This is a genomic window from Pseudomonas graminis (assembly GCF_004364335.1).
GTDB classification, from domain to species: Bacteria; Pseudomonadota; Gammaproteobacteria; order Pseudomonadales; family Pseudomonadaceae; genus Aquipseudomonas; species Aquipseudomonas graminis_D.
Map to the genome: position 1 here is coordinate 55,172 of NZ_SOCR01000002.1, position 14,817 is coordinate 69,988.

Consider the following 14,817-nt stretch of genomic DNA (forward strand, 5'->3'; position numbering starts at 1 on the left):
CAGCCCAGCGCCGCTGCGAAGGCGACCAGCCATACCGCGCCACCCGCGCGACGCCAGCCATTGCCGATCAAGGATTTCATGCCATATCTCCCGGTGTGACGGTATTGATCCAGCGGCCCGTGTCTTCACTGGCCAGTAGCAACAAGGGTTGCTGCGCGAGTCTGGTCATCTCGATGCCCAGCGCTGCCAGCAGCCAGTGACCGCAAAGGCCCGGCACGCCGTTCATCGGTTCCAGAATCCAGCGATGGTCAACCGACAGCGCTGCACCCTCGCGCGCCGCTGCGGCCAGTAATGGGGTGGTTTCGGGTTGCCAGTCGGCGCGGTCAGCCAGCAGGCCCTTTGCCTGGCGAGCAGTGGCTTGAATCTGGAGGAAGGTGGTGAAGTCGGTTTCCAGCGATTCGATATCGAGTGGCATGGGTCGCAACAGGCGCGCGGCGATGGGCAGCTTGTGGGCTTTGGCGACTGCGTCGGGGCAAAGCAGGAGGGCGGCGAGTCCGTCGGAGTAGGCGTCTTTGCCGTGGGCCTGGACGACGAGGATGAGCTCGACCGCGTCGACTGTGTTTTTAAGTGTTTCTTCCATCCAGGCGAAGGAGAGCTGGCTTGTTACGTGGACGCCGGTGAGGGTGGCCGAAGGAATGAGATCGGACAGGTGCTGCTGGCAGGCGTCAGCCAATGCTGGATGCTCATCCTGTGGCGCATCGGTCAGGACAGTGACACTGAGACTTTCACTCGGTGGCAGCGGCGCCAGTATTGTCGACAGCGAACCCATCAATTGGGCAAGACCCGCCAGGGCCCGGCCCTTTTGGCCCTTCGGCAGGCCAACGATGCGGCGGGCTTTGCCTGAGTGTGGGACAGGCGTATGGGGCGGTTTCATCATCGCCACCGCAGACAAATGCTCGGGCAAAAAAACCAGACCGGCCATGGCCGCCATGTAACGCTGACCCCATTCCGCCCAGGCGACCTGTGCCAGCCGGGACCGCTCCTGCAGCAGCCTGTACTCATCCAGAGCGCCACCGTAGGCGTGCACCCGCGCCGCCAGCGTGAGAATCGCCACCACCAACGGCGAGGCGGTGAGCGCCCATACGTTTAATGCCTGCAATTCAGGCACCACGACGTAGAGCAGGAACATCAGCACAGCCGCTGCCCCCGCTAAAACCACGATCAGCAGCCAGCGAATCGGTGAAGGCGGTTTGGGTGCGAGCCCTGCTTGCACGTATTCACGTTGCCACGCCATCTTCAATCCACCGCCCAGTCAGGTGCGCTGGAAATGACCTGGCAACCGCACAGCGAGTGACAGCCGTCGACCACCAAGGCACGGCCATCTTCGAAGCAGTCGTCACAGCCCTCAATAATGGGATTAACGCCATGTCCCGGTATGGGACACATGACCCTATCCCCCACCAGAGCGACTGCTTTGCCCTGATTGATATGAGTGGACGACGCGGAAATTACCGCTCCTCCGTGGGTGGTCTTGTCACCCAACAATACGAATCCTTGTGACATTGAAAGATCCTTTGTTAATGAATTGATGAAGCTGGGTATTTATTCCGCGCGAGCGGATGCCTGGGCGAGCTGATGCGTTGCGCGTGCGTGTCGTACGTGCCGGGTTTTAACGGTGCGGGCCTGTACTTACCGACCTGATGGCCGATTTAAAGATCAGGTGTGGCAACCTAAGTCATTTCACATCCTCATCGGTTGGCTTCAGCCTTTAAACGAATGGCCTCAAGCGTGGGAAAATCTGGCGTATCGCTGTCATTAGGGCCCGAAGTCCCGTCTGGATAAATAAAGGCAGGGTGAGTTCCGGTGCCTTTGAACTCTGGCTGTTTTGATGTCACGAGATACTTGGCGTGAAGCACTGCCTCAACGTTTATGTTTCGCACCTGGGGAGCCAGGTAAGTCTGGTAAGGCACCGCTTCACCCACCAGATTAAGCCTCTTGACGTAATCCTTCTTTAGGACATCTTTTAACCATGGGTAGTAATTATTCTTTATATCAAGATGGGTGCCCACCACATTTTTAACCCCTTCAGACGGAAAATCCGGATTGTTATGCTGAAACACGACCAGGACATCTCCTCCGGTTCCCACTACCGCACCTTCGCCAATGCGCTCAGGCGATTGAGGACGGACACCAAACTTCACGTAAGCCACGCGCCACCTACACATCCCGCCACCGTCAACAGCGAAATCGGCGTCATAGAAATTGTCTTCCCCGCGCCGTTTTAACGCTACACGCTGCTCCCTGATACTGCCGAATACATCAGGCCCCTCATAAACGTTTTCGCAGATCGTCGATAGATAACCCACGGCCATGGGCGGCGGGACTAACCCTTCCGATACTTTAATTTTCATTGTGACTTTATCCCCCTCCGTGTCCGGATGCAGTTCGTAGTCAAGTGCGCAACCACTGAGCGATGCCAACAACGTAATACTTATGAGTAAAGCGCTGAAGCCTGACGCTTTCTGATTCAGTTGATCGCCCTGAAGATATCTCGTGGCGCTGAGCAATTTCATTGTTTCGCCTCCGGCTTCAAGCGGATTTTCTGCATTTTTTTAAAGTCCGGCTCAAGTTCCCTGTTGGATTCTTCCGTACCGTCGGGGTAGCGAAATGTTGTAGTTACGATTTCGTCAGCGAAACGTTTCTTAGGGGAAGTCGACGTCACGACAAGATCTGAATGCAGCACTGGCTCAAAATAGATGTTTCTTGCATCCCGAGCCCTGTAGGTACGATAACTTTCATACTCTTTGGCCAGATTTACACTCTTATCGTAGTAACCAAGTTCGTAGGCTTCCCTTACCCATGGGTAGTAATCCTTTACGATTTTCAGGTCCGGCCCTTCGATAAACTGATCAACCGTATTAGAGGCCGCGTGCTGCCCGTCGAACTTAACGATAACTGCCCCACCAAAATAAGCCGTTACTTTTTTTGCAAAACGATTGGGAATACGATACACGACTCCAAACTCGACGTTATCTAGTTGCCATTCACATTCACCGCCGCCATCAACGAAAACCTCCGCCTCGTACAGATCTGTTTCTCCCCGCCTCGTGAACTTCGAATTTTGAAAGTTTGACCCTGGAAACGGCACAAGGCCCACACCGGGAAAGTCGATAAATATTCGGCATCTGGCCGACTCGTACTTGGCGAGCAAAGTTTTGGGCTCAAGCTCGGCAGGCACTTTTATAACAATTTTTACCTTTTCGCTGTCGGGCGGTGGCGTTAGAACGTCGTAGTCTTTTACGCAACCGCTTAAGAGAGCGAGCATCGCAAGGCATAAGAGTGTAGTTTTTGCGTATAGCGTCGCGTTGCTCATCTAAAACTCCTTAAAAACAGGTGCAGCACACCGAGCGACTTCATTTGTTTGCTTCACCTGCCAAGCGTATTTTTTGCATTTTAGTAAAATTGGGTACCGACTGCCCATTGGACTCTACTGTCCCATCTGGGTAGTAAAACTGTATGAAATCTCCAATGATGTGTTTCTTTGGCGACACGGATGTCACGACCACATCCGAATGCAAAACTGGCTCAAAATATATGCGCCTCGCCTCCCGAGCCTTATAAGTAAGATAACCGCCACCTTCGCTAGAGAGATTTGCACGCCTGGCATAACCGCCGATAAATTTTTCGCTTAGCCATGGATAGTAATCTTTGACCACTATTAAGTCTGGACCCACCACATTCCTTGTTCTTCCGAAACTGAGCTGCGCATCGTTACCATCAAACTCTATGATGACCGTGCCGCCTGTGCCCTGCGTTACACTTTCCCCGAAGCGACTAGGAATACGGTAGTTGATGCCAAATACGACATTACTAAGACGCCACTTGCAGCGACCGCCTCCATCGATGAATAACCTCGTCTCATAGAACTCTGTGGCCCCACGCTTCGTTAGCTCCGAACCATAACCGTTATATCCTTCAAGGGACTCAGGCCTCCCGTCACCGTCATGGACAACTTTACGGCATATAGCCGAGCGATACATGACTTGCAGAGGTGTCAGCTCCAGTTCCTCAGGCATCTTTATAACGATTTCGACCTTCTCACCATTCGGCTGTGGATTCATACTGTAGTCTTTGGCGCAGCCGCTGAGGAAGGTGAGCAATACGAAGCACAAAACCGAAGTCTTCGAAAATGATTTGGTGTTATTCATGGAGTTTTTCCCGCTACAGGGGGTGGCGCGGTAAGCGATTTCATTTACTTGCTTCCGCTTTCAGGCGGATTTCCTGCATTTTTTTAAAGTCAGCCTCCGATCGCCAATGGGACTGAACGGTTCCATCCGGATAATAAAACTTAGGAAAGTCGCCTTTTACGTTTTTCTTAGGGGCAATTGACCTCACTACGTAATCCCCGTGCAGCACTGGCTCAAAATAGACTATCCGTGCATCCGGCGCGGTATACGTCAAATCGCCTCCATGGACGCCGACAAGACTAACCTGCTTGGCGTAACCATTGATAAAACGCTCGCTCACCAGTGGATAGTAATCTTCTATAACATTCAACACTGCGTCTTTCACGATAATTGGGCTGGAGATTTGACGCTGAGGGTTGTTGGAATCAAATACGACTATCAATCCACCGCCCCACCCAGGTGTCGCATCAACTCCGAATGGAGTGGGTACGCAATATCGAACGCCGAGGTCCACATTGCTCAGACGCCATCTGCAAGGGCCACCGCCGTCGACATATAATTCAGCCTCATACAGATCATTCTTAATTCGCCTTAACATTAGATCGAACCCGTTATAACCATCCAAAGTCTCACGGTGCCCGTGTGCATCATGGGTTACGTGGCGACATATAGCAGACCGATACATTACGCGCATAGGCTTCGCCTCCAAGCCTTCGGGAAGTTTAATACTAAAGAAGACCTTTTCACCCTCCGGCGCTGGTGACATGGTGCGATCCGTCGCACAGCCGCTCACTGAGATAGACAGCGTAAAGCACAGCAAAAAACTTCTAAGCTGACCAGTTACTCCGCTCATTTGTTTATCCCCGCTTTAACGCGATGCTAGCTAGACGTTTGAGAGCTTCGGCGCCGCCGTCCAACTGCTGCGTCGCCTTCAATGCCGTATCAACTCCCTGATGCATCGCAAGAAAAAACTTATTCCGGTCATATTCATCTTTCGGTGAGGAGTTGCCGTATTTTCTCATCTGCTCCTTGAAACGCTTAATCTTTTTCTGCGCGGCAAGCTGTGGTACACGATCAAGTTTGATAGCTGCTAACAGGCGATCAGTGATATGCGTCATGTACTCACCCATCATGTGGTTACCGATACCCAGTAGCCCCCCGGGCTTCATGTTTTCATGAGGTAGGAAGAAGCGCGCTTTTTCCTCGGGAGTTAGGCAGCGCATTAGGGCGCGCTGCGACTGTTCGGCCTGATCATTTTCTGCGCCGCATAAACTGGGCACCAAGTAAAGGCTGGGCCGCTCCGGGAGTCGGGTTTTGACTGTGTTGTAGTAAGGCGCGCCGAGGCCATCTTTGCTGCGGTATGCAGGGTAAGAAGAGCCCCGGCTCTGCGTGTGCTGCTCTACGCGGTAGAACATGGCAAGTTCGCCGTGATGGCCGTATGGATCGCCGAACTTGATCACATTAGTCGCGAGGACTTGGCCCATCGACCATGCGAAACCCAATGTCGTGCCTAACGGGCCGTACAGGTTGTAGAGGTGATTATCGAGGTCAGCTTGAGGTGGCACGCTGGGAATGGTGTCGGTGTCATTTACGTGACGAAAATGACGAATTTCGCTCAACCCCTTTAACGCGCTCAGCGTGAAAGTGCGAGGCATTCCGTACGTGTATAGAAGCGGGTTGTGTGCCTTGAGCGAAGCTGCGTGAATCAATCCCAGAGCACCACCGAGGCTATGTCCACAGATATACAGTTCTCTACCCCCAATGTTTTCGGGGAGATATTGCGCCAGGTGTATGGAATAACAATTTGTCGCAGCGAGGTAGGCAGTTCGAAATCCCAAATGTACCCGACCTTCAAGCGCCATATCTACGCAGGGTACCGATGGCGCACAGCTGGCTTTCACCTCAGGCAGGACAGGACGGAAGGTTAGGTCTGTAGCAAGATCGGGCGCATGGAGGCGGTCAAAGTCGGTACCGCGCCATGCCACCAGCACTTGCGTGGCGTTTATGACGGAAAAAAGTTGGGTGTCACCTTGGGGAGGTATTGCGGTCGCGGTGTTCATCTTTACGCAGGAGGCATAACGGTCATTGAATGAAACGTCGGTGACCAGACAGGGCCAGTTTTTCCCCCCATCCCAAACCCTAGGAGTTCTCGACAGATCAAGACACTGCTCGGCAAAAAAATACGCAGGCGAGCCGAATAAACCCTTCGGACGGTTGCTGTACGACAGGATACTCATCAGCCCCAAGTTGTAGGCATTCGCCAGGCTGTACTCAGGCTGATGATGCAAAACCAACGACCACGCACGCAGTGGGCAAACTTCCAAGACATGCCGGCAGTTCAGCGCTTCGTATTGCACCGTAAACCCTGAAAACTCAGCGTCCGGGAAATGATAAGCCGGCGGCGGATCCAGCTCTGGCCAAGGCGGATTGAACGCCGGCAGCTCATCACACAACTGCCCTATTCGCAGGTAGTGATAGGCATGCCCCTGCTCAAGTGCCTGTTTTTCCACCGGCGAAAATCCGGGACGCTGCTTTCCGTACAGAGGTTTGCTGTCACTTGCACCTGGCCGCTCGGGTTCCGGGCGCACAGCCCGCAACCGCCGCTGTTTCAGGACGTCAGCCAACGGCGCTGCCGGCATCAGCAGTGTCACGTCGAGCGGATAAAGATCCTCAAGTCGAATCACACCCTGGGCATCGGTGCTCCCCGAGTACTCAGCAACGCAGCCATCCCGCACTGCCTGATTGGTCGCCCGCCACGGCAGATTAGCCAGCGGCGCGCCGAGCTCGTCCACCATTTGAAATTCAACCCAATGGGTTTTCTGCGGGCCGATAGCCACAGGCTTGTAGGTGCAAAAGATATCCGTCTGGTGCTGTCTGTCTTTCATGCCGGGTCCTTCCTGATTGAAGATTTGATGCGGTGATAAATTGTCGCGGCCCATTGCTTGGCGGCAGGCGTTGTGTCGTTAGCCGTTGCGATGCAGATCGCAAACCATCCGGGCGGCGGGGCCCCTGAGCGGTGGTCACTGCTCATCGGGCTTGTCATTGGGAAACTCGATCACCACGTTCCCCGGCAATAACGTGTGAACCGGGATGGTCCTGCCGTCCTTGTCTGTCACGCCGGGGAACAGCTCGCCCTCCTGGGTGGTGATCAGGTAACGGGCGAAGGGCGCGTAACCCTTATCGGGTTCGCTGAGGGTGTAGCCGGCGGCGTAGCCCGGCGGTATCGGCGTCGCCGGGGTGGTCAGTGTGGTGGCACCGCCCTTTAGCACGTACGCGGCCCGGTGATGGATGTTCCCTGGCGCGCCCAGCTCGATTTCGCCATCCTTGATGCGGATGAATGCGCCGCCGCAGCTGAAGATGATTTCCTCGGGCGCACTGATCTCGACACGGCCGGCCAGGCTTTCAATTTTTATCTGGTCATTCGCCAACGCGTGCACCGCGCCGCCGTAGGCGTGGAGCTGCATATCCCCATCCACGGCTTTCAGGTCGAAACCTTTGGTCACAGCGCACAGGCTGATCGCACCCTCAGCCGTGCCGGTGATGTCATGTCCCGCGCTGATGTTGGTCGAGCGCGACGACGTGATGGCGACGCTTTCACGGCCCGAGGACAGCAAAACAGCCTCGGGACTGACCACGCCTATGCCGGCCGGTGCATGCAGTAAAAGCCCGGGCTCGGTCAGGTTGGTCAGGGCCGCGGTGAGTTGTTCGTGGCCGCTCGTGTCGGCGGCAACGGCCTGGGCACTCCGCGCGGCTTGAGCCATGGACCGGGCCAACGACAGTGCGCTTTCAAGCTGCTCGATTGCAGCGTCCATGTCGAGCTGCTGACCGTGGGCCTTGGTCTGTTCATCCGCACTGATTAACACCCCGCTTCCCGCCCGAATCGCGCCCCAGCCATCGGTGCGCAGTTCAAAGCCTTCGCCGCGCTTATCCTTCTCGTTGTCGACCAGATGGCCGAGATTCAGCTGGCTCTTGCCGCTGTGCTCGGTGCTGAGTTTGATGTGTTCCTTGCCGCGATCGTCCTCCATGCGCAGCTTGTTATTGGCCGGGGTCCGCAGCACGTTGCGTTTGTAATCGCTGCGCAGCAGCGTCACATGATCGGGATGGCGACTGTCATGAAGCGCATGGGCGATGTAGGGCCGGTCCGGGTCGCCTTGCTCGAAGGCAATCGCCACTTCGGTGCCGCAGATCAGCGGCAGGTGCAGGCCGTGGGTATCGCCCGCATAAGGTCGGGCGAGGCGCAACCAAAGGCTTTCCTCACCCACTTCCCAACTGTCGCGATCAAACAGAAAGCTGACCTTATAGCGACCTTCGCGGTCGATGTGGCTGTAGGGATCGTTGGCCAGCGAGCTGGTGACCCGCGCCGGGACGGTGCCGGCAATTTGCGGTTTCGCCAGCAACGGCGGCCGAAAACACACGCTCTCGGAATACGGAATCGCTTCAAAGCTCAACTCAAAACTGCGATCCCGCGCCGCACGCAACCGTAGCCTAGTGAGCACCGCCCCCGGCTCAAACGCCTGCGGCGCCCCACCGGAAATCGCCAGCACCTGGGCCAATCCCAAGGACGCACTGCTGCTGATACCACTCAGGCGAGTTTGGTTATTCAGATACCGCTCATGCCGCAACCGTCCATAGAAAAACCCGCTTTCACCTTCTAGATCTTCATCCTGATCCAGCTTGTCGCCGAGCACCTTGTACGGCTCGCCATAGTGATAAGCCTCGCCGTAAGTCGTGGTATCACCTCGCGTCTGATCGACATCGCCATCCAGCCAGGCACTCGCATCCCGATGGTGATAAGCCCGAAAATGAACGCTCTGCTCCACCACCTCATGACTGACCTGCAGCCCCCAAACCCCGTCCGCGCCGCTGCTGCCCAACCCGGACTGCGGCCGAAACGGCAAGCTCACACGCGGACGAACGTAATGCCGCTGATCATCGTGAAACTCGACGACCTCGATACCCAATCGCTCGTTGTTGCTAAAGCGGTACCAGATCCCCACCTCGGCCAATAAGCGCGACATAAACGCCAGATCGCTCTCGCCGTACTGCATCACCTGCTCGCGCGTCGGGTACTCCCGCACCAGCGAAAACAGAAAGTCCTGCCCCTGGAAGTCATGCCGCGCGCGCAGAATGCTCTCGACAATCTGCGGCACCGACTGATGCTGATAGATCCGGAACTGCCGTCCACGGGCCAGCAATGCCAGGCGCGGTTCCAGTGTCACTTCATAGCGCGCCTCGTCAGCGGAACCGGACAGCCGCTTGAAGCCGGTGATGACCCCATGCAACGTGCGCAGCGGTTTAACCGATGGCACCGGCAAGCCAGGAATAGCCATCGGCAACGTGTGGGCCGCCGGATGCAGACTGAACTGCGCATCCTGCCCGAGCATCCGCTCGGCGCCGATGTCCCGATCAACCGAGGTCAATTCCACGCGGTAATGAAAAGGCTGACTCAGCCGTTCCTCACCCTCAAAGGCCAGCACCTCCAGCGCCACCGGCAGGTTATGAACGGTAAGCTTGTGACGGCTATGGTCGAAAAACACCCCGATGGCATCGTTCATCATTCGCCCTCCACCGAAACCTGGGACCCGACAAACTCAAGGGTGATGCCGTCTTCCTCACAGTGCCCCAGCACCACGCCCCGCGTCGCCAGTCGCGCCGCCTGGCGCTGCAAGAGCTGTTGACTCAGCACCGGCAAAATCTGCTGGTTGAGCAGGCTGTCGATGTTTCGCGCGCCGCTGTCGGGCAGCAGGCACGCCTCCACCAGCGCGTCATGCAGGCGTTCGTCGATCCGGCATTCCAGCCCGTAATGCCGGCGCAACCGCTCCGCCACTTTGCCCAGCTTGATGGCGACGATGCGTTTGAGCGCAGGCGCCTGCAGCGGTCGATAGATCAGCGTCTGAAAACGCGCCAGCAACGCCGGCTGGAAGTGCTCGCGCAGCACTGGCCGCAGTTGCTCGTGCACATCTGCGTCGGGCGCTTCGGGGTTGGCCAGCAGGCAGTCCTGCAACAGGTCGCTGCCCAGGTTGGAAGTCATGACGATGACGGTGTTGCGGAAGTCAATTTCGCGCCCTTCGCCGTCCCGCATGAAGCCCCGATCGAAGACCTGATAGAACAGGTTGAGTACGTCGCGGTGGGCCTTTTCCACTTCGTCCAGCAGCACCACGCTGTAGGGTCGCTGGCGCACCGCTTCGGTGAGCACGCCGCCCTGGCCGTAGCCGACGTAACCCGGCGGCGCGCCTTTCAGCTGGCTGACGGTGTGGGCTTCCTGATACTCGGACAGGTTCAGGGTGATCAGCGATTTCTCGCCGCCAAACAGGGTGTCGGCCAGCGCCAGGGCGGTTTCGGTCTTGCCGATGCCGCTGCTGCCGACCAGCAGGAACACGCCCAGCGGCGAGTCTTCTTCGGTCAGGCCGGTCTTGGCGGCGCGCAGTCGCTGGGCCATTGCCGTCAACGCGCGGTCCTGACCGATGACGCGAGACGCCAACGACTGCTCCAGAGCCAGCAGGCTGGCCTGTTCATCTTTCAGCAGGCTACTCAGGGGCACGCCGGTCCAGTCGGCGATGACCTGAGCGACGCTGCGATCGTCGACGTCCAGCGACAGCAGCGGCACATCGCCCTGGACCGCCTTGAGCTGGGCCTGTAAATCCGCGCAGGCATCGGGGTCGAAAACCTCGGCACTGCGTGCGGCCAGTAACCTGCGCGCGAGATCGAGTTCGTTGGCGTGCTGGTCCTGCAGTCGCCCCAACTCATCGCTCAGGGATAACAGTTGCTCGGCGATGACCGCCAGACGCTCATCGGCGTTGCGTCCGTTGACGCGCTGATCGTCTTGCAGCGCCTGGCGTTCCTGCTCCAGCGCGGACTGCCGGGCCTTGCTTGCAATCAGCGCCTGGGGCTGGCAATCCAGGCTCATGCGCACCCGGGCGCTGGCGGTGTCGAGCAGGTCGACGGCTTTGTCCGGCAACTGCCGACCGGGCAGATAGCGGCGCGAGAGCACCACCGCCGCCTGTATCGCCGCGTCCTCGATGTGCACGCCATGATGGCTGGCGTAGCGGGCCTTCAACCCGCGCAGCATGACCATCGCCGTGGCGTCATCCGGCTCGTCGACCTTGACCGTCTGGAAGCGCCGTTCCAGCGCCGGGTCACGCTCGAAATACTGCTTGTATTCGCCCCAGGTGGTGGCCGCGATGGTGCGCAGTTCGCCACGGGCCAGGGCGGGCTTGAGCAGATTGGCAGCGTCGGCGCCTCCGGCCTGATTGCCCGCGCCGATCAGCGTGTGGGCTTCGTCGATGAACAGCAGCACCGGATGCTCGGCCTGCTGCACGGCCTCGATGACGTCTTTGAGGCGTTGCTCAAACTCGCCTTTCACTCCCGCGCCGGCTTGCAACAGCCCCAGATCCAGCGTGCGCACGCTGACCGGTTTCAGGCTGGCGGGCACGTTGCCTTCGACGATGCGCAGGGCCAGCCCTTCGACCAGCGCGGTTTTGCCGACGCCGGGTTCGCCCACCAGAATCGGGTTGTTCTTGCGACGGCGGCTCAAGATGTCGATGACTTGACGGATCTCGTCGTCACGGCCCAGTACGGGGTCGATCTCGCCGTTGCGCGCCTTCTCGGTGATGTCTTGGGTAAATCTTGCCAGCACCGGGTTCTCCGCCGCTGAATCCGCGGACGACATCCCCACCGCAGCACAATCCGGCGCAAGATTCAGACCCGATCCCGGCGCAGGTACCGAACCCGCACGCTCATCGGAATGCTCGTCAAGAAACGGCAGCAAGTGACGCAACTGCACCTCGCTCAGGCTGAGCAATGGCCAGGCCGCCACGCATGCGAGGAGGTCGGGAGACTCGATCAGCGCCGCCAGGACGTGGGCCGAGCGCAGTTGCTCGTTGTCCTCGTCCAGCGAGGCGTGCACCCAGGCGTTCTTGATCAGCCGCTGCAATTTGTCGCACAGCTGCGGCTTGGCCTGGACACTGCGCGGCAGGCGGTCGAGGTGGTCGAGCAAGCCGGTCCACAGCGCTTCGATGTCCCACTCGTAACGCCGGCCGATCAGCACCAGATCGCCGTCGCCCTGCCCCAGCAGTTTCAGCAGCCAGTGCTCGATGGTGATGTGGCCGTGGCCGCGGCTCTGGCACAGCGTTGCCGCCGCGCTGAGGGCCTGGGCGCAGAAAGGGTTGAGGCGGCGAAGCAAACGGGAGGAGCTCTGTGCCATGGGTCATCGTCCTTGAACGGAAGGAGTAAGGAGCGGCGACGAGACCGTTGAGCGGTCGGCGCCTCGCTGTGTTGTCTGGGGAAACGTGCCGTGTCGATGTGCTTGGCGCAGCGCCCGCGAACGGACGCTCATCCCAACACACCGCAGCCGGCAGACCGGCGTGCAAACGCTGCCTGTCTGCCGGCCTTGCAGCGTCAGGCGGTCTGGCGTTCGTTCCACGAATCGGAGTGGATGATGTTGCCGTCCTTGTAGGTCCAGGTGACCTTCTCGTAGCGCAACTCGACCATCTCCAGGTGGTTGTGCTTCTCCTTGGCCGGGTCCTTGACGTCGTGCATTTTCGGCGCGACGCGCACGACCTTGACGTTCTCCAGCAGGGTGTTGAAGTACTCGACTTCCTGGCCCGCGTCGTCGATGCGGTACCACTTGAACTCGGCGCTTTTCAGGGTCTGGCCGGTGCCGACCGCCTTGTACAGGTACGGGCTGCTGGCATCGATTTCCTTGGTGAACAGGAACGGCGTGTGCACGCGGGCGCCGGTCAATTTGCCGGTGTTGTTGTCGGTGGGGATGTACACGCTGTGGTCCTGGGCGACCACTTCGACGCTGCCTTCCCGGGACTGCACGTTGACCGAGCCCTTGATGTCAGCGCCGCCGTCATCTTTGAGCCAGAGGTAAACGGGAATTGCCATGTGAAACTCCTTGCTTGGGTTATCGAGTGCCGCGAAATGCGACGGGGGTAGCCGGTCCGGCCCCGGCAGAAAGCGACCCGCAGGCCCCCTCTTCCGGCACCAGACGGATGTCGACGCGGCGGTTGGCCCTGCGTCCGTGTTCGGTGTCATTGCTGGCAATCGGCTGACTGGCGCCGAAGCCCTGCACGGCAAAGCAACTGCCGGGAATGCCGCCCATGCGTTGCATCCAGTCGCGCACCGAGGCGGCGCGGTCGCGGGACAGGCGCAGGTTCTGCTCCTCGCTGCCGGTGGCGTCGGTGTGCCCGGTGACGACGATCAACCAGCCGGGTCTGGCCTTGATGCCGACCAGGGCGTTGATCAGCACCTGGGTCGAGTCCGCCTTGAGTTCGGCGCTGCCGATGTTGAACAGCGACAGCGTGTCCAGCCGCACCGGCCCGGGCACCTGCGCCGTCTCGGTGGGCGCCCGGTAACGGCCGATGGCGTGCCAGACGCTGATACGCAGCTGTTCGGCGCGGTACAGGCCCAGGCCAAGCGACCGAGGCTCGCCGTAACGGTAGTAGTCATCCAGACGCCCCGCGTCATCGTGCAGGACGTTGAACGCCGCTTCGCGCAGGGCCACGGCCTGCTGATCCTCGCGGGCGGTTTCGTTGATCGATGCGTAGCGGCGCAGGTCGTCACCCACCTGACGGATCAACAACGTGTTCTGCCGGGCCGAGCTCGACATGGCGACGACGCCAGCGAAGACTGTCAGCCATATGCCGATGACACTGGCGCGCCTCGCTGCGGTGTTGCCGGTGCGCCTGGGCAGCAATTCCAGCAAAGGGTCCGGCGCGGGCAACACACCGCCCGTGTCGATCGTCGGCTGAGTCGGCACCAGCGCAGTTTTTGCCTGTATCCAGTGCTGCCAGACGCTGCCGGGCATGGGGTCAGGCAGACGCGCCACCTGGCAGATTGCGTAGGCCACTGGCGACGGCGCGCGATGCCGGCCTTTGCGTGCGAAGTGCGGCGCGACGTACTGAGCAAGCCATGCGGCGTGGGTGTTCATCTGCACGGCGAGTTGCATGCGTTCGGTGAGGACGGCGGCGTCTTGTCTTTGCCAATCCTCGACGCTGACGCAGGTGCCGTTGTTGCGCACCCGCGCGGAGGGGCCGCCATTTTCCCAACTGAACCAGACGGCTTCGGCGCCCGAACTTCCCTCTTCCCGGCTCAAGCCCGTCCCACGAACCTCGTGCGGCCCCGGTGAGGTGTGTTGATAGCTCACTACCCACAACGGCAACGTCTGCGCACGCCTGCGGATCACCGACAGCTGATGAGTCAGCGCACGAAGCTGGCCGGCCAGCATCGCGCTGTCCGCGTGCTGGGCTGGATTGATGACGAACATGACGCTGAGCTGCCCACGCCATTGCGGACGAACCGCCAGCAGCACAGTGGCCATACCGGGCAACCGCTCGACGCTCGGCACCCAGACGTAACACCCGCTAGCCGTCTTCCGTACGACGGTTTGCCCGGCGATATCGGCCTCGGCATCAACAGCAAAAAGCGCCGCCGCCCCCTCACCGCACACCAGCACCACAGGCAGCCGGTATTCACTGCCCGGCAAGGTCCGAAACGCTTCCAGCCGCAGCGAATCACCGAGACGGGTAGAACGTCGACCCGCCAGCAGCCAGCCCCCGACCACCAGCCCCAGGGCGCCCGCCGCCGCCAGGGCTTGAACGACCGGGCTCAGCGGCAACACGCTGATCAACATCAGCGCCAGGCATCCGGACCACAGGGCCAGTGCACGCATCAACTTGAGTGTCAT

Annotated in this window: 11 protein-coding genes; all 11 read right to left on the bottom strand. The window is 59.2% G+C overall.

All coding sequences use genetic code 11. From position 1 onward, the window contains the following. Positions 1 to 76 precede the first annotated feature (76 nt). Positions 77 to 1,135 carry a hypothetical protein gene (locus EC919_RS02695; protein ID WP_133770989.1) on the bottom strand — a complete coding sequence of 353 codons (1,059 nt, stop codon included), beginning with the start codon at positions 1,133 to 1,135 and terminating at the stop codon, positions 77 to 79. A gap of 101 nt (positions 1,136 to 1,236) precedes the next feature. Next, positions 1,237 to 1,503 (bottom strand): PAAR domain-containing protein, encoded by a 267-nt coding sequence (locus EC919_RS02700; RefSeq protein ID WP_133770991.1) that lies wholly within the window; start codon positions 1,501 to 1,503, stop codon positions 1,237 to 1,239. A 185-nt stretch (positions 1,504 to 1,688) separates the two neighbouring features. Beyond that, positions 1,689 to 2,513, bottom strand: a complete 825-nt coding sequence (locus EC919_RS02705; RefSeq protein WP_133770992.1) for a hypothetical protein — start codon at positions 2,511 to 2,513, stop codon at positions 1,689 to 1,691. Then, positions 2,510 to 3,313: a hypothetical protein gene (locus tag EC919_RS02710; RefSeq protein WP_133770994.1), complete on the bottom strand. Its 804-nt coding sequence runs from the start codon at positions 3,311 to 3,313 to the stop codon at positions 2,510 to 2,512. Before EC919_RS02710 ends, EC919_RS02705 begins: the two co-directional genes overlap by 4 nt. Positions 3,314 to 3,353: 40 nt before the next feature. Further along, the gene (locus tag EC919_RS02715) at positions 3,354 to 4,148 is read right to left on the bottom strand and encodes a hypothetical protein (RefSeq protein ID WP_133770996.1); all 795 of its coding nucleotides are present in this window, start codon (positions 4,146 to 4,148) and stop codon (positions 3,354 to 3,356) included. A gap of 40 nt (positions 4,149 to 4,188) precedes the next feature. Further along, a complete protein-coding gene (locus EC919_RS02720; protein ID WP_133770998.1) occupies positions 4,189 to 4,980 on the bottom strand; it encodes a hypothetical protein in 792 nt (263 codons plus the stop codon). A 4-nt stretch (positions 4,981 to 4,984) separates the two neighbouring features. Then, the gene (locus EC919_RS02725; protein WP_133771000.1) at positions 4,985 to 7,012 is read right to left on the bottom strand and encodes a lipase family protein; all 2,028 of its coding nucleotides are present in this window, start codon (positions 7,010 to 7,012) and stop codon (positions 4,985 to 4,987) included. 135 nt (positions 7,013 to 7,147) lie between these two features. Next, positions 7,148 to 9,682: a type VI secretion system Vgr family protein gene (locus EC919_RS02730; RefSeq protein WP_133771002.1), complete on the bottom strand. Its 2,535-nt coding sequence runs from the start codon at positions 9,680 to 9,682 to the stop codon at positions 7,148 to 7,150. After that, positions 9,682 to 12,330: a type VI secretion system ATPase TssH gene (gene tssH / locus EC919_RS02735; RefSeq protein WP_133771004.1), complete on the bottom strand. Its 2,649-nt coding sequence runs from the start codon at positions 12,328 to 12,330 to the stop codon at positions 9,682 to 9,684. Before tssH ends, EC919_RS02730 begins: the two co-directional genes overlap by 1 nt. A gap of 194 nt (positions 12,331 to 12,524) precedes the next feature. Next, the gene (locus tag EC919_RS02740; RefSeq protein ID WP_065991578.1) at positions 12,525 to 13,016 is read right to left on the bottom strand and encodes an Hcp family type VI secretion system effector; all 492 of its coding nucleotides are present in this window, start codon (positions 13,014 to 13,016) and stop codon (positions 12,525 to 12,527) included. A gap of 19 nt (positions 13,017 to 13,035) precedes the next feature. Continuing rightward, entirely contained in the window at positions 13,036 to 14,817 is a 1,782-nt protein-coding gene (locus EC919_RS02745) for an OmpA family protein (RefSeq protein WP_133771005.1), read from the bottom strand.